This window comes from Enterobacter sp. RHBSTW-00318 (genome assembly GCF_014101375.1).
Classification (GTDB): Bacteria; Pseudomonadota; Gammaproteobacteria; order Enterobacterales; family Enterobacteriaceae; genus Enterobacter; species Enterobacter ludwigii.
In genome coordinates, this window is the sequence record NZ_JABXQH010000001.1 from 4,901,669 (window position 1) to 4,925,768 (window position 24,100).

A 24,100-nucleotide genomic window follows, 5' to 3' on the forward strand; every position below is an offset into this window, starting at 1 on the left:
GAACTTTCTCTGTATGTTGTATCCAGATAATCGATTCACGCTATCGGGTCTGCAGGCCGCCGCTGCCCTGTATCAGTTTCCTGCCGGGGCACCTGAGAATGCACGCGTCCTGGATTTAGGTTGCGGACAGGGCGAGGTGTTGTTATCCGCTGCGCTGGCCTGGCCTGATTGTGTCGGGATAGGTATTGATATTAACGAAGACGCTATTGCAGCGGGGCAGAGGCAGGCGCAGCGTCTGGGTATCGTCAGTATTGAACTGGTTGCGGCGGGTCTTAACGATGTGCTGAGCGTGTCACCGGGTGAGTTCGATTACATTCTTATTCGCGGGGACTTTATTCCTGCAGGCATGCCAGAGCGTGACGCGCTGTTGCAGTGGTGTCGTCGCCACCTGTCGGCGTATGGCATTATTGCCATCCACCAGATTTTTACCCCGCCTGAATCCGCGGCACAATACGTTCAGGATGCGTTGGCCTTCCACGCACGCCTTGCGGGCCGGTCAGATGAGAAGGTTGCTTTTGCTCGTGGTATGCTCAGCTATCTGGCATTGACCCAGCCGGAAGGGGAGATCAAAGACTATGTGCTCGCGATGGAGCGCGTTGACGACACGACCCTTATTGAGAGCCTGGCAAGCGCCACGCACATCTCCGGGCAGTTCCTTCAGTTCACCGATACTCTCTCATCCTGCGGGCTGCGCTACGTGGGGGATGCGCTGCCTCAGTACGAAACGGGTGAGAGCTTTAGCGAGCAAATTCATCAGCTGCACGCACTGGTCTCATCTGGGCAGGCATCGATTGCCGCGCAGCAATATCTCGATTTTGCCGTCAACCGTCGCGAGCGCGTCAGCCTGCTTTCCCGTGATGATACTGTTAACGCGGCGGCGCTGGATTTTACCCGGTTAAACACGCTGCACTGGGCCGGTGATTTCAGACGTTGCCGCAACGATCGCGGCGAGATCGTCAATGCTCACACCAACGCTGAAGGGAAATTTTTCTCGACGCAAAATACCACGACGCTGCATATTCTCGATCTGCTTGGCGGCGCATGGCCGCTGAGCCTGTCATTTGATCAACTGGTGAGCAACGCTCGTCTTCCCGAAAAAGAGGAGGATGTCTCCCAGAGCGTACTTGAATCTCTAAAAGATCTCTTTCTCAACCAAATTCCGGGGCTCCACTGGGCGGGTTCACCGGGGCCTTACAATGTTCAGCCTGAAAGTGAACTCACGTTAATTGCTCCTCTTCTGGTAGGGCAAGACTTTGACATCATGCTTAATCTCTGGGGAGAGCGTGTGACCCTCAGTGACGACGAACGGGAGTTCGCGATTGCCGGCATGGATATGAATCAGGCCAGAAGCCGAGAGTGCTTTTCTGCACTGAAGGCGAAAGGACTATTGAAAGGTACCCCTGAAGCTTGGCGCAAAGCACTGCAGCGTTTTTTGCGTCTGGGGGATGTCGACTACCTTAAAAGCAACATTGATACGCTTTTACTGCTTAATGTCGGATCGCAACAGGGCGGTTTACTTGTTGACGCGCAGATTATGGCAGGGGAGAGGGATGAACAGGATCCTGGCATCGATCTCATTTACCAAAACGTAAACGCGCTGATTGCCGCAGGTCTGGCGAAAGATGCGCGCGATTACATTACGGGACAGATTGAAAACGATCCTCATAATCTGCATCTGCTTCGCTGCTCTTCCCGTGCAAGCCTGCTGATGGGCGACTGGGACGAGGCTCTGTTGGCACTCTGCCAGCTCATGAGCTGCTACTCTGCCGGGCAGGATATCTGGTTCGACCTGGCAACCGTGCTGCAGAAAAAAGGTGAGCTGCATTATGCCGCCCGGATCCTGCAGGCGCTGCTGCGGTTGAATAAACATAATGCGTCATTCTGGAATACGCTGGCGGTGGTTTATCATGCGCGTCGCAATATGGCCATGGCTGAACGCTGCGCCAGGGAATCGTTGCGCTATAACGCCACGAATCCGCTGCATCTCGCGATGATGGGCATTATTCTCAGTGATAATCAGAAACTGACGGAAGCACGCTATTTCCTCGAGAAATCGCTCGAGTTTGCGCCGGGTGATTTTGACTGTTTCACCAGCCTGCTGTTTGTTCTTACCCACGATTTTTCTGTCTCGCCGGAAGTGCTTTTCAATCGCCATCTTGCCTATGGTGAACTGGTGACCGAGTGGGCGACAAACTTCGACCTGGCGCTGCCGTGGCAGGGTAGTAAGGATCCTGAGCGGCCGTTGCGCGTCGGCTTTGTCTCCGGAGACTTCCGTAACCATCCCGTAAGCCGCTTCCTGCGCCCGTTCTGGGACGGCATGGATCGGGAGCGGTTTTCCCTCTACGGATATAGTACGCTGGATAAAGATGATGCCGTCACGGAGCACTTCCGTAACACCTCGACGAAGTGGTTATCTGTTACCCATCTCAATAACGTTGAGCTGGCAAAACAGATCCACAGCGACGGGATTGATATTCTTTTTGATCTCTCGGGTCATACCACCGGGACGCGTTTACCCGCGTTTGCCTTTAAGCCTGCGCCGGTGCAAATCACCTGGCTCGGTTACCCGGGCACGACCGGGATGCGGCAGATGGATTACCGCATTATCAGCACCGGGTTTGTCAGGAATGCTGCGATAGACGCTCAGTTCACTGAAAAGCTGATCGCGATTCCACTCGATAACTTCTTTGAGCCGGATGCTTCCAGCCCTGACGTCAATGCCTTGCCAGCCCTTACGAACGGCTGGTTTACCTACGGTAGTTTCAACCGCCCGAAAAAATTGAATGACCAGGTCTTTGCGTTGTGGGCGCGCATTCTGCTGCATAACGCCACGTCACGTTTGCTGATTGGTTTTATGGATGACGATGCGATGATCGCCCGCTACCGCAAAAAGCTCAATGCGCTGGGCGTATCGGATGAGCAGCTTATCTTCCGTAAAACGACGGGACTGGAGTCGTATCTTCATATGCATCATGAGGTAGACATGTTGCTTGATTCCTTCCCGTACAACGGGGGAACCACCACCAGTCATGGCATATGGATGGGCGTCCCGACGCTTACCCTGGCAGGCGCAACCTATCCCGCGCGGCAGGGGCTGGAGATCTTGCATATTTACGGGCTGGATGAGTTTGTGGCGGAAAGTCAGCAAGACTATTTCGACAAGGCCGTTAGCTGGCAAACCCGACTGGAAACCCTCAGCGCTTTGCGTCAAAGCATGCGGAGCACAATCCCACTCCAGAGCCAGAGCAATGTGGCGATTCCTTTCCAGCAGGCCCTGCGCGGGGCCTGGCGAAAATGGTGTGCTGATGAAGCACCCCGCAGTTTCCAGGTATCAGGTACTGAGGATTAACTTATGAAAAATGTCTACGTTACCAGTCCACTTCTTCCGCCCCTTGAGGAGTTCATCCCTTACCTGGAGACCTTGTGGGAAAGTAAAATTTTGACCAACAGCGGGCAATTCCATCAGCAACTGGAAGAGGCGCTGGCGGCGTATCTTGGGGTAAAACATGTCTGCCTGTTCTCCAACGGCACGCTCGCGTTGCTGACGGCGCTTCAGACATTGCGTATAACCGGTGAAGTGATCACCACGCCATACTCTTTTGTCGCCACGTCTCACAGCCTGCTGTGGAATGATTTAACACCGGTGTTTGCTGATATTGACCCCGCCACTTTTAATATCGATCCGGATCGCATTGAAGAACTGATTACGCCTAAAACGACGGCGATCATGCCAGTCCACTGCTATGGTATTCCGTGCGATATGGAACGCATCCAGAAGATTGCCGATACCTATGGACTGAAGGTGATTTACGATGCGGCCCACTGTTTCGGCGTCAAACAAGATAACGCCAGCATTCTCAATTATGGCGATCTGTCCGTACTGAGCTTCCATGCCACAAAGGTGTTTAATACCTTCGAAGGGGGGGCCATTATTTGCCATGATGCCAAAACCAAGCAGCGCATCGATTATCTTAAAAACTTTGGTTTTGCCGATGAAACCATTGTGATGGCGCCGGGTATTAACGCCAAAATGAATGAAGTGCAGGCGGCCATGGGGCTGCTGCAGTTAAAGTATATTGACAGTGCGCTGCAGGAACGCGCGGTTATTTATCAACGTTACGTTGAACTGCTCGATTCCGCTCTTCCGGCGCTGGAGTACATTAAACCTGCCAGTAATATTGAATGGAATTACTCCTACTTCCCGGTACTTATTCGCGAAGATTCGGCGGTCAGCCGGGATGCTATCTATTCGGAATTACGCAAGCATAATATCTATGCCCGCCGTTATTTCTATCCGCTTATCAGCGCGTTCCCGATGTATCGCCACTTCCCGACGGCGAATGCACAACATCTCCCGGTTGCCGATGAAATTTCTCATGCGGTGCTCTGCCTGCCCATCTATCCCGGACTACTGGTGGCCGATCAACGTCGTATTATTGAGATTATCCAGGAACTCTTTATCAATGCCGCCCGTGCGGCAGAGCCTGCGCTTGTGGTCAATGGATAGGAAAGAAAACCGATGAAGCTGGCGATCATGCAACCCTATTTTTTCCCGTATTGCGGCTATTTCCAACTGATGGCGGCAGTGGATGCTTTCGTGGTGTATGACAACATCAAGTACACGAAAAAAGGGTGGATTAACCGTAACCGTATTCAGGTTCGCGGTGCGGAGTCATTAATCTCGCTGCCACTAAAAAAAGACTCGGACTTTCTGGATATCAGGGAGCGGCAGCTCTCAGCAGCATTTGACCGCAATAAGCTGTGCAATCAAATTGTCGGTGCGTATCGCCACGCACCCTCATTTTCCGCGGTAATGCCGATCGTTGAGGAGATTATTCAGAACCCGGAGGATAATCTTTTTAATTATCTGTGGCTGGGCCTGAACCGGTTGCGGGACTATTTTGGCTTCTCGTGTGAGCTAATTGTCTCGTCTTCGTTACCGGCGAATCACGCGTTAAAGTCTCAGGATCGCGTCATCGATATTTGTCAGGTGATGAACGTCCGTACGTATATTAACCCCCCGGGGGGCATGGCGCTCTATTCCCGGCAGGATTTTGTCGAACGCGGGCTTCAGCTGCAATTTATCCAGCCGCAACCGTGGCACTACCCGCATTCTGACGCGGCGTTTATTCCCTGGCTGTCCATTATTGACGTCATGATGTTTAACTCTCGCGATGAGGTGGTTCGTCGCCTGCAACTTGGTTATGAGTTAATTTAATATGTTTACATGGAAAAAATTGGGTAAGGTCTTTACCCCGCAGGAGGTGACTCATCTCCCTTGGCTTAAAGAGTTTGCTCAGGCCCCTGCGACGCTGATCTTTGATGATTTCGTGCGTGTCTATTTCTCCTGCCGCCCGCCTGCTGATGAACAGGGGAAATATGTCAGCTATTCCGCTTGGGTGGATTTGGCTCGTGACGATCTCTTCCAGGTATTGCGCTTTGCCCGTGAACCGATTCTCCCGCTGGGTGGATACGGAGAATTTGACGAATTTGGTACCTATCCCGTCTCCGTGATGCGCGATAAGGATGTGGTAAAAGCCTGGTATGCAGGCTGGACTCGCTGCGAATCGGTGCCGTTCAACGTGGCAATTGGCATGGCAGTAAGCCATGACCAGGGGGAGACCTTTGTTAAAGCGGGTCCGGGGCCAGCAATCGGTTACTCTCCGGATGAGCCGTTTGTAATGAGTGGGCCGAAAATTCGAAGATTCAATAACCAATGGCAGCTTTTTTATATTGCTGGTCGCAAATGGAAATGGGTGGATGGCCGCGCAGAGCCGGTCTACAAGATTCGCATGGCGACATCTGAAGATGGCATCAACTGGACGAAGCTGAATAAAGATCTGATCCCCAGCCGTATCGAAGAGGACGAGGCACAGGCCAGCCCGGATGTCTTTTACGCCAACGGCAAATACCATATGTTTTTTTGCTACCGCTACAGCGCCCATTACCGCGGAAAGCAGAACGGTTACCGCATCGGCTACGCGTGGAGTCTGGATATGATGTCGTGGCACCGGGATGATAGCAAAGCTGGCATTGACGTTTCTGCTTCCGGATGGGATGCAGAAATGATCAGCTACCCACACGTTTTTGAACTCGATGGCAATATTTACATGGCTTATCTGGGGGATCAGGTGGGCCGCTATGGCTTTGGCCTGGCACAACTTGAGGGCAAATTATGCTGACCCTGAAATGGCGTAAGCACGGGCTTATCTATTCGCCTTCACAGGTTCCTCCTCTGGCAAATGGGGTGGGTTTTGCCCAGTCTCCGCAAGCGCTGGTGTTTAATGACTTTGTCCGAATCTACTTTTCCACGCGTGAGCGGGAGGCGAATTCAGCAAAGTTTATTAGCCGTGTCTGCTATGTGGATATGGATAAATCTTTGCGGGAGGTGCTTCGTATCAGTCCCGAGCCGGTGATAGCATCTGCTGAGTTGGGCACATTCGATGAGCACGGTATTTTCCCTTGTAACGTTCTGCGTCATGAAGGAAAAATCATGGCATGGACGACGGGCTGGAATCGTCGCGTTTCGGTCTCGGTTGATACAGCCATTGGTTTTGCGGTAAGCACAGACAATGGCGAACACTTCACCCGTTTCGGTACTGGGCCCGTGATGGGCCCCTCATTGCACGAGCCACACTTAGTGGGAGATGCCTTTGTTATACATACCCGTGAACGTTTCCACATGTGGTACATCTTTGGAACGGGCTGGAAGAAGCGCACACCGGATTCGGTTCCGGATCGCATCTATAAAATTGCTCATGCGGAATCACACGATGGCATCCACTGGCAGCGTGACAGCCAGCAAATTATCCCTTCCGTACTGGGGGACGATGAATGCCAGGCACTGCCGACGGTGATTGAAATCAATGGCCGTTATCATATGGTCTTTTGCTTCCGTGAGTGTTTCGATTTCCGCACAGAGCAGGGGCGCGGCTATCGTCTGGGCTATGCCTGGTCTGATGATTTACACCACTGGCATCGTGACGACAGCCAGATGGCGTCGCTCGCGTCCGTGAATGACTGGGACAGCGAAATGCAGTGCTATCCCCATCTGTTCCGCTGCGATGAGAAAGTTTATTTGCTTTATAACGGTAACGCGTTTGGCAAAGCAGGATTTGGCCTGGCGGAACTGGTGTTATGAATTGCTGGGCGTTTTGCCAGAACCGTGCCTCACCGGAGGAGATCGTCGAACACTTTAATCAGTGTGACCCGCTTTTTGTCGCGTCTATTACCGAAATAATCGCGTTGCAGGACTATGCCAAAAAAATAGCGGAGCGGGCATGGCGAACCGAAGCCTGGCATAACAACACGCTCACCGGACTGGTTGCAGCCTATTATAACGCGCAGCGTCAGCAGGGATTTATTACTCATGTTTCCGTTTTGCCTGACGCCCAGCATTGCGGTGTGGGTAGCAAGCTATTAATTCAAAGCATTGAACATCTACAGTCCCTGGGTGTGATGGAAATTAATCTTGAAGTCGATAAGAATAACGTGTCGGCACAACATTTATATCTAAAGCATGGATTTATCTTCGGCAGATCAAACGCTTCAAAGATAACCATGACTTTGCACAGTGAGATAACAACATGACCCTTCGTGATTACAATCTGGAAATCAAAGATACTGCCGATCATCAGTATGCCTATAACTTTGATTTTGATGTGATGCACCCTTTTATGATCCGTGCATTCACACCATTTTTTAAGCCGGGTAATTTACTTGAACTTGGTAGTTTTAAAGGTGATTTTACCGCACGATTGACCGAAAAATTCAGCGACATCACCTGCGTGGAAGCCTCGGCAGAGGCGATGAATATCGCCAGTAAGCGCCTGGGGGAAAATGTCTCGTTTGTGCATTCCCGCTTTGAGGATGTTGAACTGCCGGAGCGTTATGACAATATTATTCTCACCCATGTGCTGGAGCATATTGACGATCCCGTTAACCTCTTAAAACGCATTAATAATGAATGGTTAACGGATGAAGGCCACTTTTTTCTGGTTTGTCCAAATGCGCATGCCGCCTCCCGACAGATTGCCGTAAAAATGAACTTAATCTCGCATAACAGTGCGGTGACGGAGGCTGAGTTTCAGCATGGCCATCGTTGTACTTATTCTCTGGATACTCTTGAAAGAGATGCCCGTCTTGCGGGACTTAACGTTGTTTATCGCACGGGTATTTTTTTCAAGGCGCTCGCTAATTTCCAGTGGGACAAACTTTTACAGACAGATATCATCTCAAAGCAATATCTTGAGGGGTGCTACGAGTTAGGCCATCAATACCCTGATTTATGTTCAAGTATATTCTTGCTATGTAAAAAAGGCTGACGTTATCCTTACCACAGGATGCATGTTATCCCTGCATGCATCGGTAACCCCCAAATAACCCCTTATTTTACCCACTATTCATCCAATTGAACGCCCTGCAGAATCGGATAATCATGCCGATAACTCAACTAACGCAGGGCTGTTTATCGTGAATTCACTCTATACCGCTGAAGGTGTAATGGATAAACACTCGCTGTGGCAGCGTTATGTCCCACTGGTGCGTCACGAAGCATTGCGCCTCCAGGTGCGTTTGCCGGCGAGCGTGGAACTTGACGATCTGCTACAGGCGGGCGGTATCGGGTTATTGAATGCAGTTGACCGATACGACGCTCTGCAAGGAACGGCATTTACGACTTACGCAGTTCAGCGTATTCGTGGTGCGATGCTGGATGAGCTGCGCAGCCGCGACTGGGTGCCGCGCAGTGTTCGCCGCAACGCGCGCGAAGTGGCGCATGCGATGGGGCAGCTGGAACAGGAACTGGGACGTAACGCTACGGAAACAGAAGTGGCGGAACGTCTTGGCATTGCTGTTGAAGAGTATCGTCAGATGTTGCTCGATACCAATAATAGCCAACTCTTCTCTTATGACGAGTGGCGAGAAGAGCATGGCGATAGCATCGAGCTGGTGACGGATGAGCATCAGCAAGAAAACCCGTTACACCATTTAATGGAAGGTAATTTACGCCAGCGCGTAATGGAAGCGATTGAGGCTTTACCTGAGCGCGAACAGCTGGTGTTGACCCTCTATTATCAGGAAGAGCTTAATCTCAAAGAGATTGGCGCTGTTCTGGAAGTGGGGGAGTCTCGGGTGAGCCAGTTGCACAGCCAGGCCATTAAACGTTTACGCACAAAGCTGGGTAAGTTATAGGTGATTGATTCACCTGAAAAATGCCGCACAACGTATTGACAACCAGGAGTTATCATGACGGTGCAGCAATCTAAAAGACGGCCTTTAAGCCGCTACCTGAAAGACTTTAAACACAGCCAGACGCATTGCGCCCACTGTAACAAGTTACTCGATCGTATCACGCTGGTTCGTCGAGGCGAAATCGTTAATAAGATCGCGATTTCACGCCTCGACACGTTGATGGATGAAGCAGCATGGCTCGAAGAACAAAAAGAGTGGGTGGCGCTTTGCCGTTTCTGCGGTGATCTCCACTGCAAAGAGCAAAGCGACTTCTTCGACATTATCGGCTTCAAACAATTCCTGTTTGAACAAACGGAGATGAGCCACGGAACCGTACGCGAATATGTCGTCCGCCTGCGCCGTCTCGGACAACATCTCACCGTGAACAACATCTCCCGCGATCTGTTGAAGACCGGCTATCTGGATGAGAATCTTGAGCCGTGGCTGCCTGCGACCAGCACCAACAACTACCGCATTGCGCTGCGCAAGTATGCACAATATAAGGTACAAATGCCGGGTGTCATAAAGCAGAAAGCCCACGCTGGAACAACTTCTGATATATATTAAAAAAGAATAAGATGTAGCGCAGTCGCCTTTGACCTTGCAGGTGATTTCTCTACACTACTCAAAAATTCCACTATATCGGGGTATTTATGAAATTAGCACTTCTGGGTCGTCAGGCGCTGATGGGTGTAATGGCAGTCGCGCTGGTCGCGGGTATGAGCGTGAAAACGTTCGCCGCAGAAAATCTGCTGAATAAAGTGAAAGAGCGCGGTACGCTGCTGGTCGGGCTGGAAGGAACCTATCCTCCATTCAGCTTCCAGGGCGATGACGGTAAACTCACCGGTTTTGAAGTGGAATTTGCACAGGAACTGGCGAAACACCTTGGCGTGAAAGCCTCCATCAAACCGACCAAATGGGACGGTATGCTGGCATCGCTGGATTCCAAACGTATTGATGTGGTGATTAACCAGGTGACCATTTCTGACGAGCGTAAGAAGAAGTATGACTTCTCCACGCCGTACACCGTGTCCGGTATCCAGGCGCTGGTGAAGAAAGGTAACGAAGGCACCATCAAAACGGCCGCTGACCTGAAAGGCAAAAAAGTCGGTGTCGGTCTGGGGACCAACTATGAAGAGTGGCTGCGCCAGAACGTTCAGGGTGTGGATATCCGCACTTACGATGATGACCCGACAAAATACCAGGATCTCCGCGTAGGTCGTATTGATGCGATTCTGGTTGACCGTCTGGCCGCGCTGGATCTGGTGAAGAAAACCAACAATACCCTGGCGGTAGCCGGTGATGCGTTCTCTCGTCAGGAATCCGGTGTAGCCGTTCGTAAAGGCAACGACGACCTGGTTAAAGCGATTGACTCCGCGATTGCTGACATGCAAAAAGACGGCAGCCTGAAAGCCCTTTCAGAGAAGTGGTTCGGGGCAGACGTCACGAAATAAGTCTTTGACGTTAAAAAAAGGCGCTTTTAAAAGCGCCTTTTTTATTTCTTACGCGTCTGCGTGCATAATGAAAAATATCACATTGAGTCAGTGTTACCGGAGAACCCATGTCACTACAGAATTTAACGCGCTTTCCCCGCCTGGAGTTTATCGGCGCGCCGACTCCGCTGGAGTATCTGCCGCGATTTTCTGACTATTTAGGACGCGATATTTTTATTAAGCGCGATGACGTTACGCCGATGGCGATGGGGGGCAATAAGCTGCGTAAGCTGGAGTTTCTGGCCGCTGACGCCCTGCGTGAAGGCGCGGATACGCTCATTACCGCAGGTGCCATTCAGTCTAACCATGTCCGCCAGACCGCCGCGGTGGCCGCAAAGCTGGGTCTCCACTGTGTGGCATTGCTGGAAAACCCAATTGGAACGCACGCAGAAAACTATCTGACTAACGGCAACCGTCTGCTGCTGGATCTGTTTAACGTACAAGTCGAAATGGTCGAGGCATTAACCGACCCGACCGCACAACTTGATGAACTGGCGACGCGTCTGGAAGCGCAGGGTTTTCGTCCCTACGTTATTCCTGTCGGCGGCTCGAATGCGCTGGGCGCGCTGGGGTATGTGGAAAGTGCGCTGGAGATTGCCCAGCAATGCGAGGGAGCGGTCAGCCTCTCTTCTGTCGTTGTTGCTTCCGGCAGTGCAGGTACCCACGCAGGGCTGGCGGTAGGTCTGGAGCAATTATTACCCGATGTCGAGCTTATTGGCGTGACGGTATCGCGTAGCGTCGCGGACCAGAAGCCGAAAGTGGTCACCTTACAGCAGGCGGTGGCAGAGCAACTGGCGTTGAAGGCAACGGCTGATATCCAGCTCTGGGACGACTATTTTGCACCAGGCTACGGCACGCCTAATGAAGAGGGGATGGACGCGGTGAAATTGCTGGCGCGCCTCGAGGGTATACTGCTTGATCCCGTGTATACGGGCAAAGCGATGGCCGGTCTTATCGATGGCATTGAACAGAAGCGCTTTAAGGATGAAGGGCCGATTTTGTTTGTTCACACCGGCGGGGCACCTGCGCTGTTTGCCTACCATCCTCATGTCTAAAATCAGGTCGAAAAATAATAATGCAAGAAAGTATTCAACTGGTTATTGATTCCCTGCCGTACCTGCTTAAAGGTGCGGTATTTACGTTACAGCTCAGTATTGGCGGGATGTTCTTCGGTCTGGTACTCGGGTTTGTGCTGGCCTTAATGCGTATGTCACCCGTCTTACCAGTACGCTGGGTGGCGCGTTTTTATATCTCTGTGTTTCGCGGCACGCCGCTTATCGCGCAGCTCTTTATGATCTACTACGGTTTACCGCAGTTTGGTATTGAGCTGGATCCGATCCCCGCGGCGATGATTGGTTTGTCGCTCAATACGGCGGCATACACCTCTGAAACGCTGCGTGCGGCAATCTCGTCCATTGATAAAGGGCAGTGGGAAGCGGCGGCCAGTATCGGTATGACGCCCTGGCAAACGCTGCGCAGAGCCATTCTGCCTCAGGCGGCGCGTGTGGCGCTTCCGCCGCTCAGCAACAGCTTTATCAGCCTGGTGAAAGACACGTCGCTGGCGGCCACCATTCAGGTACCGGAACTGTTCCGTCAGGCGCAGCTTATTACCTCGCGCACCCTGGAAGTGTTCACCATGTATCTGGCGGCCTCGCTGATTTACTGGGTAATGGCGACGGTGTTATCCGCCTTGCAAAACTATTTCGAAAACCAGCTTAACCGCCAGGAGCGTGATCCAAAATGAGTGCTATCGACCTTAAAAACCTGGTGAAAAAATTCCACGGTCAAACGGTGCTCCACGGGATTGATCTGGAGGTTGAGCAGGGCGAAGTGGTCGCTATTATCGGCCCGAGTGGTTCCGGGAAAACAACGCTGCTGCGCAGCATCAACCTGCTTGAACAGCCTGAAGAAGGCACGATTCGGGTGGGGAATATTACGATTGATACCGGCAAATCCATCAGCCAGCAAAAAGGTCTGATTCGCCAGTTGCGCCAGCATGTGGGCTTTGTTTTCCAGAACTTCAATCTCTTCCCACACCGGACGGTGCTGGAGAACATCATTGAAGGCCCGGTCATTGTAAAAGGGGAAGCCAAAGAGGACGCGACGGTTCGCGCGCGCGAGTTGCTCGCAAAAGTCGGGCTGGCCGGTAAAGAAACCAGCTACCCGCGCCGCCTGTCAGGTGGTCAGCAGCAGCGTGTGGCGATTGCCCGCGCGCTGGCGATGCGCCCGGATGTGATCCTCTTTGATGAACCGACCTCTGCGCTCGACCCTGAGCTGGTGGGCGAGGTGCTGAACACCATACGCCAGCTGGCACAGGAGAAACGCACAATGGTTATCGTTACCCACGAGATGAGCTTCGCTCGTGACGTGGCGGACCGCGCCATTTTCATGGATCAGGGAAGGATCGTGGAGCAGGGGCCGGCAAAACACTTATTTGCCAACCCACAGCAGCCGCGAACCCGTCAGTTCCTTGAAAAATTCCTTATGCAGTAGAATTTTTGCACTAATTTGCTCCAGAAAATTCATCTGGGGCAAATTATTCTCCCCCTGCGCACGACACCGTGTTTTTTTATTCCGCTCAGGCCCAATAAACCTTATCAAACGTAAAGTTAATTGTGCTGTTGCCGATATTTTGTAGTTAGAAATAAGTTTTATGTGTTAGGTTATATTCACCATAATAATGAATATCATTTCAGAGGCTTCATTTAGTAAGTATGAAGGATTCAGACTTTTTCACCTGGCGACGGGAATGCTCCCTCCGGTTTCAGAAATTGACCTGTGCCGACGAGGTATATCAGGAACTTCAGCGACAAACTCAGGCGCTAGAATTCGATTATTACGCACTCTGCGTACGCCATCCCGTGCCTTTTACGCGGCCTAAGATTTCTGTGCATACCACTTATCCGCCACAGTGGCAGGCGCAATATCAGTCGAAGAATTATTTCGCCATTGACCCGGTGTTAAAACCGGAGAATTTCATCCAGGGGCATTTGCCCTGGACTGACGAATTATTCGCGGATGCTGAGGAATTATGGCATAGCGCACGGGAGCACGGCTTACGTACAGGAATAACGCAGTGTCTGATGCTGCCGAATCATGCTCTCGGTTTTCTGTCGGTTTCTCGTACTAGCATGCTGGAGAGCCCGTTAGACCACGAGGAAATAGAGCTGCGGTTACAACTGCTGGTGCAAGTGGCCTTAACATCGTTGATTCGATTTGAAGATGAGATGGTGATGCCGCCTGAGATGAAATTCAGCAAACGTGAACGGGAAATTCTTAAATGGACCGCGGAAGGGAAGACGTCGGCGGAAATTGCGATCATTCTCTCCATCTCAGAGAATACGGTTAACTTTCATCAGAAGAATATGCAGAAAAAATTCAATGCGCCTAACAAGACGCAGATCGCATGTTACGCGGCGGCGACCGGGCTTATTTGAGTAGAGAGTACGTTCTGCGTGTCAGACGAGGCAACGGCTGAATGCACCGCATCCAGCCGTTTTTTATTACTGGCGGTAGGCTTGTTTAATTTGCTTAACGGTGTTGGCAAATACCGCGGATTCCGCCTGGTCTTCCATCTGCGCGATTTGTTTTTCCATTTTAATGATCACACGACCGGCGTCAGCCTGGCCCATCGCCTGTAGCATCAGCGTTAGCAGCGATTTCAGGCAGTTTACTTCCTGTGCCAGTTCCTGGTTATTCTCCGCAGTGGCAAATTCAGGTGTGCTCATTTATTTTCCTCATTATAAAACGGCGCTCGTGCGCGACGATGAAAGTCAAGGCGGCGGAGTATACCACAAGGCGCAGCAAAAAATGCAGCGGTTGTTTTTCGTACTTTTACACTGGATGTTTATTTGCGTAAACAACGCGTGCCGCTAAACTGTGCGGCGTTAATAGCGACGAATTGTTTATACCCGGTTCGCTTGTCGTTAATTATTGTTACAAAAATTTAAGAACTGTTTTTTTACGGACTCAGGTGACAGGTTTTTTGTAACTTTTTGAATACAGATGCTTAAAAAAAGCTGCACAAGCCCTGGTGGCGCGGGCTCTCTTTCCACGTTCTGTACAGCCTAATTTCCAAAAACGAGAGCGAAATCGAATAGCCGATTTTTTAACGTTTTAATCTTGTGAGGAAAACCGTTAATATAAACCAAATTATCACTCAGTAGCGTTATCCCTATTCTGGAGACATTTCCTTTGATCAACGTCCTTCTTGTTGATGACCACGAACTGGTGCGCGCAGGGATACGACGCATTCTTGAAGATATAAAAGGTATTAAAGTTGCTGGTGAGGCTTGTTGCGGCGAAGATGCCGTAAAATGGTGCCGCACTAATTCGGCCGATGTGGTGTTGATGGATATGAACATGCCCGGTATCGGTGGTCTTGAAGCAACCCGCAAAATCGCGCGTACCTTTGTTGATACAAAAGTCATCATGCTGACCGTGCATACTGAAAACCCGCTGCCTGCAAAAGTGATGCAGGCGGGCGCTGCCGGTTACCTGAGTAAAGGTGCCGCGCCGCAGGAAGTTGTCAATGCTATCCGTTCCGTTTTTGCCGGTCAGCGTTACATTGCTTCCGACATTGCTCAGCAGATGGCCCTGAGTCAGATCGAACCCGAGAAAACGGAATCGCCGTTTGCCAGTTTGTCCGAGCGTGAACTACAGATTATGCTGATGATCACCAAAGGTCAGAAGGTAAATGAGATTTCGGAACAGCTGAATCTTAGCCCGAAAACGGTGAACAGCTATCGTTATCGCATGTTCAGCAAACTGAACATTCATGGTGATGTTGAACTGACTCATCTGGCCATCCGGCATGGTTTATGTAATGCGGAGACGTTGTTAAGTCAGTGAGTGATGTGTTCGATTCAAAAGCATTTCTGAAAACCGTAACCAGCCAGCCTGGCGTCTATCGTATGTATGACGCTGGCGGTACGGTTATCTACGTGGGGAAAGCGAAAGATCTCAAAAAGCGCCTCTCCAGCTATTTTCGCAGTAACCTTGCCTCCCGCAAGACCGAAGCACTGGTCGCACTCATACAGAATATTGATGTTACCGTCACGCATACCGAGACGGAGGCGCTGCTGCTTGAGCATAACTATATTAAGCTCTATCAGCCGCGCTACAACGTGCTGTTACGCGATGATAAATCCTATCCGTTCATCTTCCTGAGTGGCGATACGCACCCCCGGCTTGCTATGCACCGCGGTGCAAAACATGCCAAGGGTGAATATTTCGGCCCGTTTCCCAACGGCTATGCCGTACGTGAGACGCTGGCGCTGCTGCAAAAAATCTTCCCTGTTCGCCAGTGTGAAAACAGTGTCTATCGCAATCGCTCGCGCCCGTGTCTGCAGTACCAGATTGGCCGCTGTCTGGGGCCATGCGTTGCCGGGCTGGTGAGTGAAGACGAGTATGCGCAGCAGGTCGAGTATGTGCGCCTGTTTTTAGCCGGGAAAGACGATCAGGTATTAACGCAGCTGATCGCCCGGATGGAGAAAGCCAGTGCAGCGCTGGAGTTCGAAGAGGCCGCGCGGATCCGCGACCAAATCCAGGCGGTGCGCAGAGTCACTGAGAAACAGTTTGTCTCGAACACCGGTGACGATCTCGACGTGATCGGCGTTGCCTTTGACGCCGGCATGGCCTGCGTGCATGTGCTGTTTATTCGTCAGGGTAAAGTGCTCGGGAGCCGCAGCTATTTCCCGAAAGTGCCGGGGGGGACGGAGCTGGGTGAGGTGGTTGAAACCTTCGTCGGCCAGTTCTATCTGCAGGGGAGTCAGATGCGCACGCTGCCATCGGAGATCCTGCTTGATTTCAATCTCGACGATAAAACGCTTTTGGCGGATTCGCTGTCAGAACTGGCTGGTCGTCGGGTTAACGTGCAGACCAAACCGCGCGGTGACCGCGCGCGTTACCTGAAGCTTGCCCGGACCAATGCGGCGACGGCGCTTACTACAAAACTGTCCCAGCAATCGACGGTCCACCAGCGTTTAACGGCACTGGCTACGCTTCTGAAGCTGCCGGAGGTTAAACGGATGGAGTGCTTCGACATCAGCCACACGATGGGCGAGCAGACCGTGGCCTCCTGCGTGGTGTTTGATGCTAACGGCCCGCTGCGCGCGGAATATCGTCGCTATAACATCACCGGGATCACGCCGGGCGATGACTATGCCGCCATGAACCAGGTGCTGCGCCGTCGCTACGGTAAAGCCATCGAAGAGAGCAAAATCCCGGATGTGATACTGATTGACGGCGGGAAAGGGCAGCTCGGGCAGGCGAAAGCGGTCTTTGACTCACTTGATGTGAGCTGGGATAAAAACCATCCGTTGCTGCTGGGTGTGGCAAAAGGGGCCGATCGTAAAGCCGGTCTGGAGACGCTCTTCTTCGAACCGGAAGGGGAGGGCTTCAGTCTGCCGCCGGATTCTCCGGCACTGCATGTTATCCAGCATATCCGCGATGAGTCACACGATCACGCCATCAGCGGGCACCGGAAAAAACGGGCGAAGGTAAAAAACACCAGTACGCTTGAGACCATCGAAGGCGTCGGGCCAAAACGCAGGCAGATGTTGCTTAAATATATGGGCGGATTGCAAGGATTACTCAATGCCAGCATGGAGGAAATTGCAAAAGTGCCGGGTATTTCGCAAGCGCTGGCAGAAAAGATCTACTACTCGTTGAAACATTGAGGGCTCTGTAGCAACATAGAGCTAAATTTTACTGACAACAAACAGTTACCGTCATTATGCAATTTAATATCCCTACGTTGCTCACTCTTTTTCGCGTTGTGCTTATCCCGTTCTTTGTACTGGCATTTTACCTGCCAGTCGTCTGGGCCCCTTTTGCCTGTGCACTGATTTTCCTGGTGGCTGCGGTTACGGACTGGTTTGATGGTTATCTGGCACGCCGCTGGAACCAAAGCACCCGCTTCGGTGCCTTCCTCGACCCGGTCGCCGATAAGGTCATGGTCGCTATCGCGATGGTGCTGGTGGCTGAGCACTACCACACGTGGTGGGTAACGCTGCCTGCAGCAACCATGATTGGCCGTGAGATCATCATCTCTGCGCTGCGTGAGTGGATGGCGGAGCTGGGTAAGCGCAGCAGCGTCGCGGTGTCGTGGATTGGTAAAGTGAAAACCACCGCGCAGATGGCCTCGCTGGTCTGGATGCTCTGGCGTCCAAACGCCTGGGTTGAGTGGGCTGGGATTGGGCTGCTGTGGGTTGCTGCGGTACTGACGCTGTGGTCTATGCTGCAATATTTAAACGCTGCCCGTGGCGATTTGCTTGATCAGTGATTGTTTCGACGTAATTTTCAGCAAACGATCCGGGGATGCAAAAAATAACGTTGACTCATACCGTCATATCAGTAGAATGCAACGCATCGAACGGCGGCACAGCTAGCCGGACGATAATGAAATCAAGTGGTTAGAAGTTAACTTGATGGCATGCGGGAATAGCTCAGTTGGTAGAGCACGACCTTGCCAAGGTCGGGGTCGCGAGTTCGAGTCTCGTTTCCCGCTCCAGATTAAAGACATGCGCAATAGCGGGTGTCGCGTAAAAAAGTTTTACGGCGCGTTAGCAAAGCGGTTATGTAGCGGATTGCAAATCCGTCTAGTCCGGTTCGACTCCGGAACGCGCCTCCACTTTCTTCCCTGGCCGGATGGTGGAATCGGTAGACACAAGGGATTTAAAATCCCTCGGCGTTCGCGCTGTGTGGGTTCAAGTCCCACTCCGGCTACCATGGGAAAAAGCTGAATAATCAAAGCAATAAGCAGTGTCGTGAAACCACCTACGGGTGGTTTTTTTGTGCCTGAAATTCACGCCCTGTGCATATCCTGTGCTCACGGGGTGCAATGAGCTGCAATCTCCAGCGTGGTAATGCCGAATCGAACGTGTCGCCTCCAGCATAGAGAACCAGGTCGTTTTGCCTGTTTTCCGGTACTCTTCCGGGAAGGGGGCCCTGCTGAGCAAGCTGTAATGCTCTAGCCACCCTGAGTACAAAGTTGCTTAATTCGTGCAATCACCTCATCTCTGTACTTCTGGTGTCCGCGCATAGCCCTTGGATGGGCAATTCTGAAACAGATTGCATTACCTGTTTTGAACTCCCACAGCTTCCCCGGTATGACTGAAGAAGTCTCATAGCCGCCTAACTCAGTAAGCACTTGTTTTATGATGTAGTCTGTTCTCCGGGCTCCGGATGCAAAGATGATGAAATTTGGTTCAAGGTGTTTAATTTGTACCGCCAGCAGTTTCAGTGAGGCTAATATGACTTCCTGCACTTCATTTACAGGTCGGGTGAGAGGTGTCAGCCCATCGTAATCCCACGCCAGTAGATTGGCATACACGATAGCCTGAGGAGGAATATTAAGCTCCCGGGCCAGCCGGAAATGATACTGCGTGAAGCGGCTACGTGATTTGAGGTTGGTGGTGCCATAATTTTGTACCGGAAGATGTTTCCTGTAACGATCTACAGCTTCTTCAACCACTTGACCGATGGTGACGTCAGGTATAAGTCCCAACACCCGTGATATCGTATTCTTACCATTCAGCGTATTCCAGTCTGCGGTTTCACGTCCAACCAGCATGATTTTTATCGGTGAATGCCAGTATTCTTCAAAGGGTACGGGTAAAAATACGCCTGAGTATTTATCCTCATTCAGGTTAAATGACTGGGCGTTAACTTCCTGCAATATCCGTTTGTACGCGTCTAATAGCTTTTCCATTCTTCAATCCTGCCCCGTAATAAAAACACCTTCAAATATATATTATTTTCATGATATCAATCAGATACATGAGGATAAATATGCAAAAATCCTTCCGATTCACCAATTCATCCATCAAAGCCCTTCCGGCAAACACAGATACCAGATCTACAGAGCTTGAGGTATCTGATACCGAAGTTATCGGCCTCAAATGTCTCTCAGGTCGAACGGGTAACAAACGTTTCCTCCTGCGATACACATTCCACGGTACCAAAAAAAGTATCAGTATTGGCAGATTCCCTGAAATTGATGTGGGGACAGCCCGTCAGATAGCCCGCCGTCACAAGGAGGCGATTGCACTGGGAAATGACCCTAAGGCAGAACGCGATAATTATCGTGCTATGCCAACGCTTAGTGAGTTTTTTCACCAGACCTATGTTCCGTTCATCAAACGCCATAAAAAGTCCTGGGATAAGGATGTTCAGCGTTTCACGCAATACATTGAACCTTGTCTGGGGAAGATACGTTACTGTGACCTTCGGGCCCGGGAAATCCAGCAGGTGCTTTTCGACATGCTTGAGGGTCGTATTCACGGCCAGCAGTATGCACCGTCTACCTGTAACAGGGCACTGGCTATTCTGAAAACTATGGGGCGTTATGCGCTACGACAGGATGTCCTGGAGAAGAATGAAGCCGATAAGATCCCTTTGCTGAAGGAGAATAATCAGCGGACGCGCTTTTTTGACGCCGATGAGATCAGAAGGATCCTCGACGCTGCGGCACGATACCCCAATAAGGCAGCCGGGGGACTGATAGCCATGCTGCTGTTAACCGGTACACGCAAATCAGAAATGCTGAATGTCATGCACAAACATATTGATCGGGATAACAGGTCGTTATTCATTCCTTATACTAAGAATGGTCGCAGCAGAACTGTGTATCTCAGTGATGTTGCATTATCTATTATTGATTCGATCCCACGGGCTGGCAGCAACCCCTATCTGTTTGCCGTAAAAGATAATGGAAAACCAATATCAGAACCCCGGTGGGCCTATGAAAAAATACTGGCAGAGTGCGGGATAGATAAAAGTGAAGTCTGTTTCCACACTACGCGCCATTCCGTCGCATCATTACTTGTCTCCAGCGGACAGTACAGTCTGTATGACGTTAAAGCCCAGCTTGCGCATGCCAGTATTCAGAGTACGGAGCGCTACGCAAAACTGACACCAGAGCGAATGCGTCAGACCGGGCAGGGTGTTACCGACCTTCTTTTACCCCCCGTAGCTACCAGTAAAGAACAGTGATTTTTGCATCTCTTAAACGTGGAGAATGATTATGCCGTTAAAGTGCCCTAAGTGCGGTAGTCGGAATACAGTCACAGAAACTGCCGGAAATATAGCAAAGGTGACTCGCGATGACCGGTTTCTGACATCGACATCCGGTTATATTAGCCCGGAGCAATTACCAGAATTGCTTAAAGAAATCATCAGGGCGATACAGCGTCTATTTGGATTCCTTAAACAGCGTGAAAGGAATAATGCGCCAGTGCTTATCTGCAAGGATTGTGGATATTATGAAAGAATTTAGATGACGCCTGAAGGCAATTCCAGATTCTTTACCCTGTCTATGTAACCCCGATACTTAAAACGTATCGGGTTTTTTGTTTATGAGGATTATTCAATGAAATTTATCTCGAACTGGCAAGACCTGCCGTCGCTCCTTCTTCCCGATTCAGTTATGACTGTCTTGAGAAAAGAACTGATACTTCCATTTGATGATGAACTTTCCGCAATGAATTTTTGGTGCGAGGTGGGTGTAACATTAATGTACATTGAACCCGGTGATGTTCCCGAAGATATTAAACGACACGTACTGGATGTAATTCATCATTTAATTGCAAACCCTGAGTTCGTGGTCCATCTGACAGATGAATATTACTTGATGCTATCAATTACAGAAGATAATGGAAATGGTATTTATCTGCTATTTCATCCGGAATGCCCTTTGAAGGGGATTGACACATTAATGTCTATGGCGGAATCCCGTCTGTAAATCAGATTAAAACCAGGAGATGAAAATGAGAAAATCAAAGTTAGAGAAAAATAATAATGAACACGAGAAGCTGGGGTTAAATAATGATTTAAGTGATATTGAAAAAGGTATCACTGAAGATGGCCAAATATTACCTGAAGAGAGTTATAAGCTGCTAATTGAATCAGGTCAGGCGGAAAAAATCAGCCCTAAAGCCAGCGGTATTCTGACATGGCAACTGGCTATGTCTGAAACGGATAATGAACTTTACCTGCGTCTCATGGCAAATGGCAGCGGTGGATTGTTCTCTAAAGACTGGGTCCCACTTTCTAAGATTGAAAGTGTACTCGAAGTTCAACCGACAACGGGCTTCACATCAGGCGTATTCAGATCATTATTTAAAGGAGCAAGTGCCAATAATGCCGGTTTCCTGGCCGCTGTTTTACGCTCACCGGATATATGTCTGCTTGAGGCGCACCCTGAGAAGTTGTTTACGCATGTTTTATATGCTGACTGGCGGGCGCGCCTTAAAACACTCGGTAAGGTTGGCGATTGAGAAAGGATTGCGAAGAATTAATTCTTTACCAGAACTGTATACAACCAGAAACTACTACACACCTCTACTCACCTTTTACAGGAAAATCTATTATGCAAACCCAGTATGTCTTAAAACAGGCAGGATTAACGCTGCCTGTCACTAAATTATTTCAGCAGCACATCGTTACGCTTCTGGCAGAACAATCTCAGCAAACATCGGTCAGGGCAGTAGTCATTAATTTTCGTGACCCGGACTACAGTGCAGAATCCGGCGGATTTCATCCGGTTGAAATGCGGTTCATCCGTCAGGATAACGAATGGTATTTCGATTATGTCACAGACTTTAGTTACATGGGACGAGTCTACCCGGAACTGGAAAAGGAAATAGATTTTTGCTGGTCGGGTCATTACGTCTTCCATTATCTGTTTGGAGATATTTCATTGGTATCTGAGAAGAATGAACTCTGGTCCCTGTGGGAGAGTAATTTTATGGAATATCTCTCTATGGGGATTTACCGGGTAACGGTAACTGTGGAAAGTTGTTGACCCGTTATGAACAGGAAGAAAGCGGGCGGCAGAGAGGAATGGACTCTGGTCCTTATGGGAGGGTAATTTTATGGATTACCTGTCTATGGGGATTTACCGGGTAACGGTAACTGTGGAAAGTTGTTGACCTGTTATGAACAGGAAGAAAACGGGCATCTTTGTAATCCTCTTCATGCGCAGTACATCGCAGCATGATGATGATACTGGTTGTACCGGACCGTTCGCATAAACATGTGCAGACACGGGGGATCTCAGATCCCTCGTGATTTTTGCCCCCTATGGTGCATTCTCCAGTAGCAGGGTGATAACGGTTAATCCATTACCCCAACGACAGTATTACACCGGTAATAAATATTCATGAATACAGTCAGTTATGTGGGTTTTGAGGTGGACTATGTCATCGTTGACGATAACTGAAGGTTTTACAGATGTATAAAACTCGCGGTGAAAGGATCGCAGAAAGGCTGTGCTGGATATTACTACAACTGTATACCGGTAATACGGTATCGGTTAATGATATATGTCAGCGTTTCGCGGTCAGTCGCCGAACCGGACAGCGTGATTTGTTGAGAGTTGAAATTGTAACGGAAACTATTTCACCTGGAAGGGTAAGGCTGGCAAATTTGATAAGGGAACGAGTTAGACGAAATTTTTAATCGAATCCATATCAATTCTATAAAATATGAAACTTAACGGGAGTAAATATACACTCCCGTTATAATGCAACCTTTTTTTAACTACTCAAATGATATTAATTTAGGTGCGACAGTGTTTTTATGATGTGTTAAATTCGCAAGATCAATAATATCATTAAACAATTTTATGTCGTCGTCAGTGAGCTCTACGTCTGGATCAGCTAAATCGGCACAGGTAACATTTAACCAGTGTGTTAATGAATCAATCCTGTTTGAAGTAATATATTCAGTGTGACCAATATCCCACTTCCAGTTGATCACCCGAGCAGGTCTGAATCTCACCTCCCGAACCCCAATTGGCGTTACTGACTCTACGAGAGGGTATATCGTGTTAAGTACTTTATCATGTTCACTGTAGATATTTAAATGCCCCATTTTTGAACCGTAAGCCATTTTCATTATGTTCTCTGTATAACTTGTTATTGGGGTGGCTCCGGCCATAGAGATTGTTAAGAGAATATTATCATTTTTAATATAGGGTAATGTATTGTTTATTAATCGAGTCCCTAAAGAATGACCCATTATGATCACATTACGCTTTTCTTTAACGTATATCTCGTTTATTACGTGTGCTAATTTTTCTCTGTTATTAACTGCTGCTTTCGTTGCATTATACCAGGCCTGACGCGCTTTAAATGGAATGGAGATTGATGACAATAAAGGAGATGTTCTCAGGGGGAAGAGAGTATATAACCCCCACTTGTTCGCTATGTCAGAACTTAATATGGATAGTAGATTTGCCGATTCCCATTTATAGTATCTGACATCAAGGCCACACCCTGCTTTAATTCGGTTAAACCATGATATATCATTTTCGGTCAGAAACCCTGATACAACAAGAAGAACCGGGCATTTTTTCATGGTAACTCCATTTT

General features: G+C 49.8%; 24 protein-coding genes and 3 tRNA genes. 24 read left to right on the plus strand and 3 right to left on the minus strand.

Going from position 1 to position 24,100, the window contains the following annotated elements; genetic code table 11:
- Positions 1 to 13 precede the first annotated feature (13 nt).
- The 14 genes from HV157_RS24175 to sdiA all read left to right on the plus strand — a co-directional run bounded on the left by HV157_RS24175 (position 14) and on the right by sdiA (position 14,161).
- Entirely contained in the window at positions 14 to 3,349 is a 3,336-nt protein-coding gene (locus tag HV157_RS24175) for a bifunctional class I SAM-dependent methyltransferase/glycosyltransferase (RefSeq protein ID WP_182269054.1), read from the plus strand.
- A gap of 3 nt (positions 3,350 to 3,352) precedes the next feature.
- A complete protein-coding gene (locus HV157_RS24180; protein ID WP_032680748.1) occupies positions 3,353 to 4,507 on the plus strand; it encodes a DegT/DnrJ/EryC1/StrS family aminotransferase in 1,155 nt (384 codons plus the stop codon).
- Positions 4,508 to 4,519: 12 nt separating this feature from the next.
- Positions 4,520 to 5,218 (plus strand): WbqC family protein, encoded by a 699-nt coding sequence (locus HV157_RS24185; RefSeq protein WP_032680749.1) that lies wholly within the window; start codon positions 4,520 to 4,522, stop codon positions 5,216 to 5,218.
- 1 nt (position 5,219) lies between these two features.
- Positions 5,220 to 6,182 (plus strand): glycosylase, encoded by a 963-nt coding sequence (locus HV157_RS24190; protein ID WP_032680750.1) that lies wholly within the window; start codon positions 5,220 to 5,222, stop codon positions 6,180 to 6,182.
- Entirely contained in the window at positions 6,176 to 7,141 is a 966-nt protein-coding gene (locus tag HV157_RS24195) for a hypothetical protein (protein ID WP_040017822.1), read from the plus strand. Before HV157_RS24190 ends, HV157_RS24195 begins: the two co-directional genes overlap by 7 nt.
- Positions 7,138 to 7,590 carry a GNAT family N-acetyltransferase gene (locus HV157_RS24200; protein ID WP_047355476.1) on the plus strand — a complete coding sequence of 151 codons (453 nt, stop codon included), beginning with the start codon at positions 7,138 to 7,140 and terminating at the stop codon, positions 7,588 to 7,590. The genes HV157_RS24195 and HV157_RS24200 overlap by 4 nt, the downstream gene beginning before the upstream one ends.
- Positions 7,587 to 8,324 carry a class I SAM-dependent methyltransferase gene (locus HV157_RS24205; protein ID WP_032680753.1) on the plus strand — a complete coding sequence of 246 codons (738 nt, stop codon included), beginning with the start codon at positions 7,587 to 7,589 and terminating at the stop codon, positions 8,322 to 8,324. Before HV157_RS24200 ends, HV157_RS24205 begins: the two co-directional genes overlap by 4 nt.
- Positions 8,325 to 8,472: 148 nt before the next feature.
- Complete coding sequence (locus HV157_RS24210; RefSeq protein ID WP_014170714.1) at positions 8,473 to 9,192, plus strand: RNA polymerase sigma factor FliA; 720 nt, start codon at positions 8,473 to 8,475, stop codon at positions 9,190 to 9,192.
- A gap of 54 nt (positions 9,193 to 9,246) precedes the next feature.
- Positions 9,247 to 9,798, plus strand: a complete 552-nt coding sequence (gene fliZ, locus HV157_RS24215; protein ID WP_014170713.1) for a flagella biosynthesis regulatory protein FliZ — start codon at positions 9,247 to 9,249, stop codon at positions 9,796 to 9,798.
- A gap of 86 nt (positions 9,799 to 9,884) precedes the next feature.
- Positions 9,885 to 10,685 (plus strand): cystine ABC transporter substrate-binding protein, encoded by an 801-nt coding sequence (tcyJ, locus tag HV157_RS24220; RefSeq protein ID WP_020883350.1) that lies wholly within the window; start codon positions 9,885 to 9,887, stop codon positions 10,683 to 10,685.
- A 107-nt stretch (positions 10,686 to 10,792) separates the two neighbouring features.
- Positions 10,793 to 11,779, plus strand: a complete 987-nt coding sequence (dcyD, locus tag HV157_RS24225) for a D-cysteine desulfhydrase (RefSeq protein ID WP_020883351.1) — start codon at positions 10,793 to 10,795, stop codon at positions 11,777 to 11,779.
- Positions 11,780 to 11,799: 20 nt separating this feature from the next.
- Positions 11,800 to 12,468 carry a cystine ABC transporter permease gene (gene tcyL, locus HV157_RS24230; RefSeq protein ID WP_014170710.1) on the plus strand — a complete coding sequence of 223 codons (669 nt, stop codon included), beginning with the start codon at positions 11,800 to 11,802 and terminating at the stop codon, positions 12,466 to 12,468.
- Positions 12,465 to 13,217: an L-cystine ABC transporter ATP-binding protein TcyN gene (gene tcyN, locus HV157_RS24235; RefSeq protein WP_032678456.1), complete on the plus strand. Its 753-nt coding sequence runs from the start codon at positions 12,465 to 12,467 to the stop codon at positions 13,215 to 13,217. The genes tcyL and tcyN overlap by 4 nt, the downstream gene beginning before the upstream one ends.
- Positions 13,218 to 13,438: 221 nt before the next feature.
- Complete coding sequence (gene sdiA / locus HV157_RS24240) at positions 13,439 to 14,161, plus strand: transcriptional regulator SdiA (protein WP_014170708.1); 723 nt, start codon at positions 13,439 to 13,441, stop codon at positions 14,159 to 14,161.
- A gap of 66 nt (positions 14,162 to 14,227) precedes the next feature.
- Here sdiA and HV157_RS24245 read toward each other — a convergent pair whose 3' ends face one another.
- Positions 14,228 to 14,452 (minus strand): DUF2594 family protein, encoded by a 225-nt coding sequence (locus HV157_RS24245; RefSeq protein WP_003859644.1) that lies wholly within the window; start codon positions 14,450 to 14,452, stop codon positions 14,228 to 14,230.
- A gap of 466 nt (positions 14,453 to 14,918) precedes the next feature.
- Here HV157_RS24245 and uvrY point away from each other — a divergent pair, with 466 nt between their 5' ends.
- The 6 genes from uvrY (at position 14,919) to HV157_RS24275 (ending at position 18,455) form a co-directional block, all read left to right on the plus strand.
- Positions 14,919 to 15,575 carry a UvrY/SirA/GacA family response regulator transcription factor gene (gene uvrY / locus HV157_RS24250; RefSeq protein ID WP_013096026.1) on the plus strand — a complete coding sequence of 219 codons (657 nt, stop codon included), beginning with the start codon at positions 14,919 to 14,921 and terminating at the stop codon, positions 15,573 to 15,575.
- Entirely contained in the window at positions 15,572 to 17,404 is a 1,833-nt protein-coding gene (gene uvrC, locus HV157_RS24255) for an excinuclease ABC subunit UvrC (protein WP_014170707.1), read from the plus strand. Before uvrY ends, uvrC begins: the two co-directional genes overlap by 4 nt.
- 56 nt (positions 17,405 to 17,460) lie before the next feature.
- Positions 17,461 to 18,009 (plus strand): CDP-diacylglycerol--glycerol-3-phosphate 3-phosphatidyltransferase, encoded by a 549-nt coding sequence (gene pgsA / locus HV157_RS24260; protein WP_014170706.1) that lies wholly within the window; start codon positions 17,461 to 17,463, stop codon positions 18,007 to 18,009.
- Between the two features lie 152 nt (positions 18,010 to 18,161).
- Positions 18,162 to 18,237, plus strand: a tRNA-Gly gene (locus tag HV157_RS24265).
- Positions 18,238 to 18,283: 46 nt separating this feature from the next.
- Positions 18,284 to 18,357, plus strand: a tRNA-Cys gene (locus HV157_RS24270).
- A gap of 11 nt (positions 18,358 to 18,368) precedes the next feature.
- Positions 18,369 to 18,455, plus strand: a tRNA-Leu gene (locus HV157_RS24275).
- 241 nt (positions 18,456 to 18,696) lie between these two features.
- Here HV157_RS24275 and HV157_RS24280 read toward each other — a convergent pair.
- Positions 18,697 to 19,437, minus strand: a complete 741-nt coding sequence (locus tag HV157_RS24280) for a hypothetical protein (protein WP_047731771.1) — start codon at positions 19,435 to 19,437, stop codon at positions 18,697 to 18,699.
- A gap of 80 nt (positions 19,438 to 19,517) precedes the next feature.
- Between HV157_RS24280 and HV157_RS24285 the strand changes: the two genes are divergently transcribed.
- The 4 genes from HV157_RS24285 to HV157_RS24300 all read left to right on the plus strand — a co-directional run bounded on the left by HV157_RS24285 (position 19,518) and on the right by HV157_RS24300 (position 22,530).
- Positions 19,518 to 20,720, plus strand: coding sequence for a site-specific integrase (locus tag HV157_RS24285; RefSeq protein WP_032665669.1), 1,203 nt, complete (start codon positions 19,518 to 19,520; stop codon positions 20,718 to 20,720).
- A 376-nt stretch (positions 20,721 to 21,096) separates the two neighbouring features.
- Positions 21,097 to 21,468, plus strand: a complete 372-nt coding sequence (locus HV157_RS24290) for a hypothetical protein (protein ID WP_232967238.1) — start codon at positions 21,097 to 21,099, stop codon at positions 21,466 to 21,468.
- Positions 21,469 to 21,493: 25 nt separating this feature from the next.
- Complete coding sequence (locus HV157_RS24295) at positions 21,494 to 22,003, plus strand: hypothetical protein (protein WP_047653980.1); 510 nt, start codon at positions 21,494 to 21,496, stop codon at positions 22,001 to 22,003.
- A gap of 92 nt (positions 22,004 to 22,095) precedes the next feature.
- On the plus strand, positions 22,096 to 22,530 hold the full coding sequence (locus HV157_RS24300; protein WP_077064134.1) for a DUF2787 family protein: 435 nt from the start codon (positions 22,096 to 22,098) through the stop codon (positions 22,528 to 22,530).
- A 737-nt stretch (positions 22,531 to 23,267) separates the two neighbouring features.
- Here the strand turns inward: HV157_RS24300 and HV157_RS24305 are convergent.
- Complete coding sequence (locus tag HV157_RS24305; protein ID WP_032255346.1) at positions 23,268 to 24,086, minus strand: DUF726 domain-containing protein; 819 nt, start codon at positions 24,084 to 24,086, stop codon at positions 23,268 to 23,270.
- Positions 24,087 to 24,100 lie beyond the last annotated feature (14 nt).

Excerpts from the sequence above, each read along its gene's own strand:
- HV157_RS24305 (WP_032255346.1), bottom strand. The coding sequence starts at position 24,086 with ATGAAAAAATGCCCGGTTCTTCTTGTTGTATCAGGGTTTCTGACCGAA.
- pgsA (WP_014170706.1), top strand. The coding sequence starts at position 17,461 with ATGCAATTTAATATCCCTACGTTGCTCACTCTTTTTCGCGTTGTGCTT.
- HV157_RS24180 (WP_032680748.1), top strand. The coding sequence starts at position 3,353 with ATGAAAAATGTCTACGTTACCAGTCCACTTCTTCCGCCCCTTGAGGAG.
- HV157_RS24205 (WP_032680753.1), top strand. The coding sequence starts at position 7,587 with ATGACCCTTCGTGATTACAATCTGGAAATCAAAGATACTGCCGATCAT.
- tcyN (WP_032678456.1), top strand. The coding sequence starts at position 12,465 with ATGAGTGCTATCGACCTTAAAAACCTGGTGAAAAAATTCCACGGTCAA.
- HV157_RS24195 (WP_040017822.1), top strand. The coding sequence starts at position 6,176 with ATGCTGACCCTGAAATGGCGTAAGCACGGGCTTATCTATTCGCCTTCA.
- HV157_RS24175 (WP_182269054.1), top strand. The coding sequence starts at position 14 with ATGTTGTATCCAGATAATCGATTCACGCTATCGGGTCTGCAGGCCGCC.
- fliZ (WP_014170713.1), top strand. The coding sequence starts at position 9,247 with ATGACGGTGCAGCAATCTAAAAGACGGCCTTTAAGCCGCTACCTGAAA.
- HV157_RS24290 (WP_232967238.1), top strand. The coding sequence starts at position 21,097 with ATGAAATTTATCTCGAACTGGCAAGACCTGCCGTCGCTCCTTCTTCCC.
- dcyD (WP_020883351.1), top strand. The coding sequence starts at position 10,793 with ATGTCACTACAGAATTTAACGCGCTTTCCCCGCCTGGAGTTTATCGGC.
- HV157_RS24185 (WP_032680749.1), top strand. The coding sequence starts at position 4,520 with ATGAAGCTGGCGATCATGCAACCCTATTTTTTCCCGTATTGCGGCTAT.
- tcyJ (WP_020883350.1), top strand. The coding sequence starts at position 9,885 with ATGAAATTAGCACTTCTGGGTCGTCAGGCGCTGATGGGTGTAATGGCA.
- HV157_RS24190 (WP_032680750.1), top strand. The coding sequence starts at position 5,220 with ATGTTTACATGGAAAAAATTGGGTAAGGTCTTTACCCCGCAGGAGGTG.
- HV157_RS24245 (WP_003859644.1), bottom strand. The coding sequence starts at position 14,452 with ATGAGCACACCTGAATTTGCCACTGCGGAGAATAACCAGGAACTGGCA.
- HV157_RS24280 (WP_047731771.1), bottom strand. The coding sequence starts at position 19,437 with ATGGAAAAGCTATTAGACGCGTACAAACGGATATTGCAGGAAGTTAAC.
- tcyL (WP_014170710.1), top strand. The coding sequence starts at position 11,800 with ATGCAAGAAAGTATTCAACTGGTTATTGATTCCCTGCCGTACCTGCTT.
- HV157_RS24300 (WP_077064134.1), top strand. The coding sequence starts at position 22,096 with ATGCAAACCCAGTATGTCTTAAAACAGGCAGGATTAACGCTGCCTGTC.
- sdiA (WP_014170708.1), top strand. The coding sequence starts at position 13,439 with ATGAAGGATTCAGACTTTTTCACCTGGCGACGGGAATGCTCCCTCCGG.
- HV157_RS24285 (WP_032665669.1), top strand. The coding sequence starts at position 19,518 with ATGCAAAAATCCTTCCGATTCACCAATTCATCCATCAAAGCCCTTCCG.
- HV157_RS24295 (WP_047653980.1), top strand. The coding sequence starts at position 21,494 with ATGAGAAAATCAAAGTTAGAGAAAAATAATAATGAACACGAGAAGCTG.
- HV157_RS24200 (WP_047355476.1), top strand. The coding sequence starts at position 7,138 with ATGAATTGCTGGGCGTTTTGCCAGAACCGTGCCTCACCGGAGGAGATC.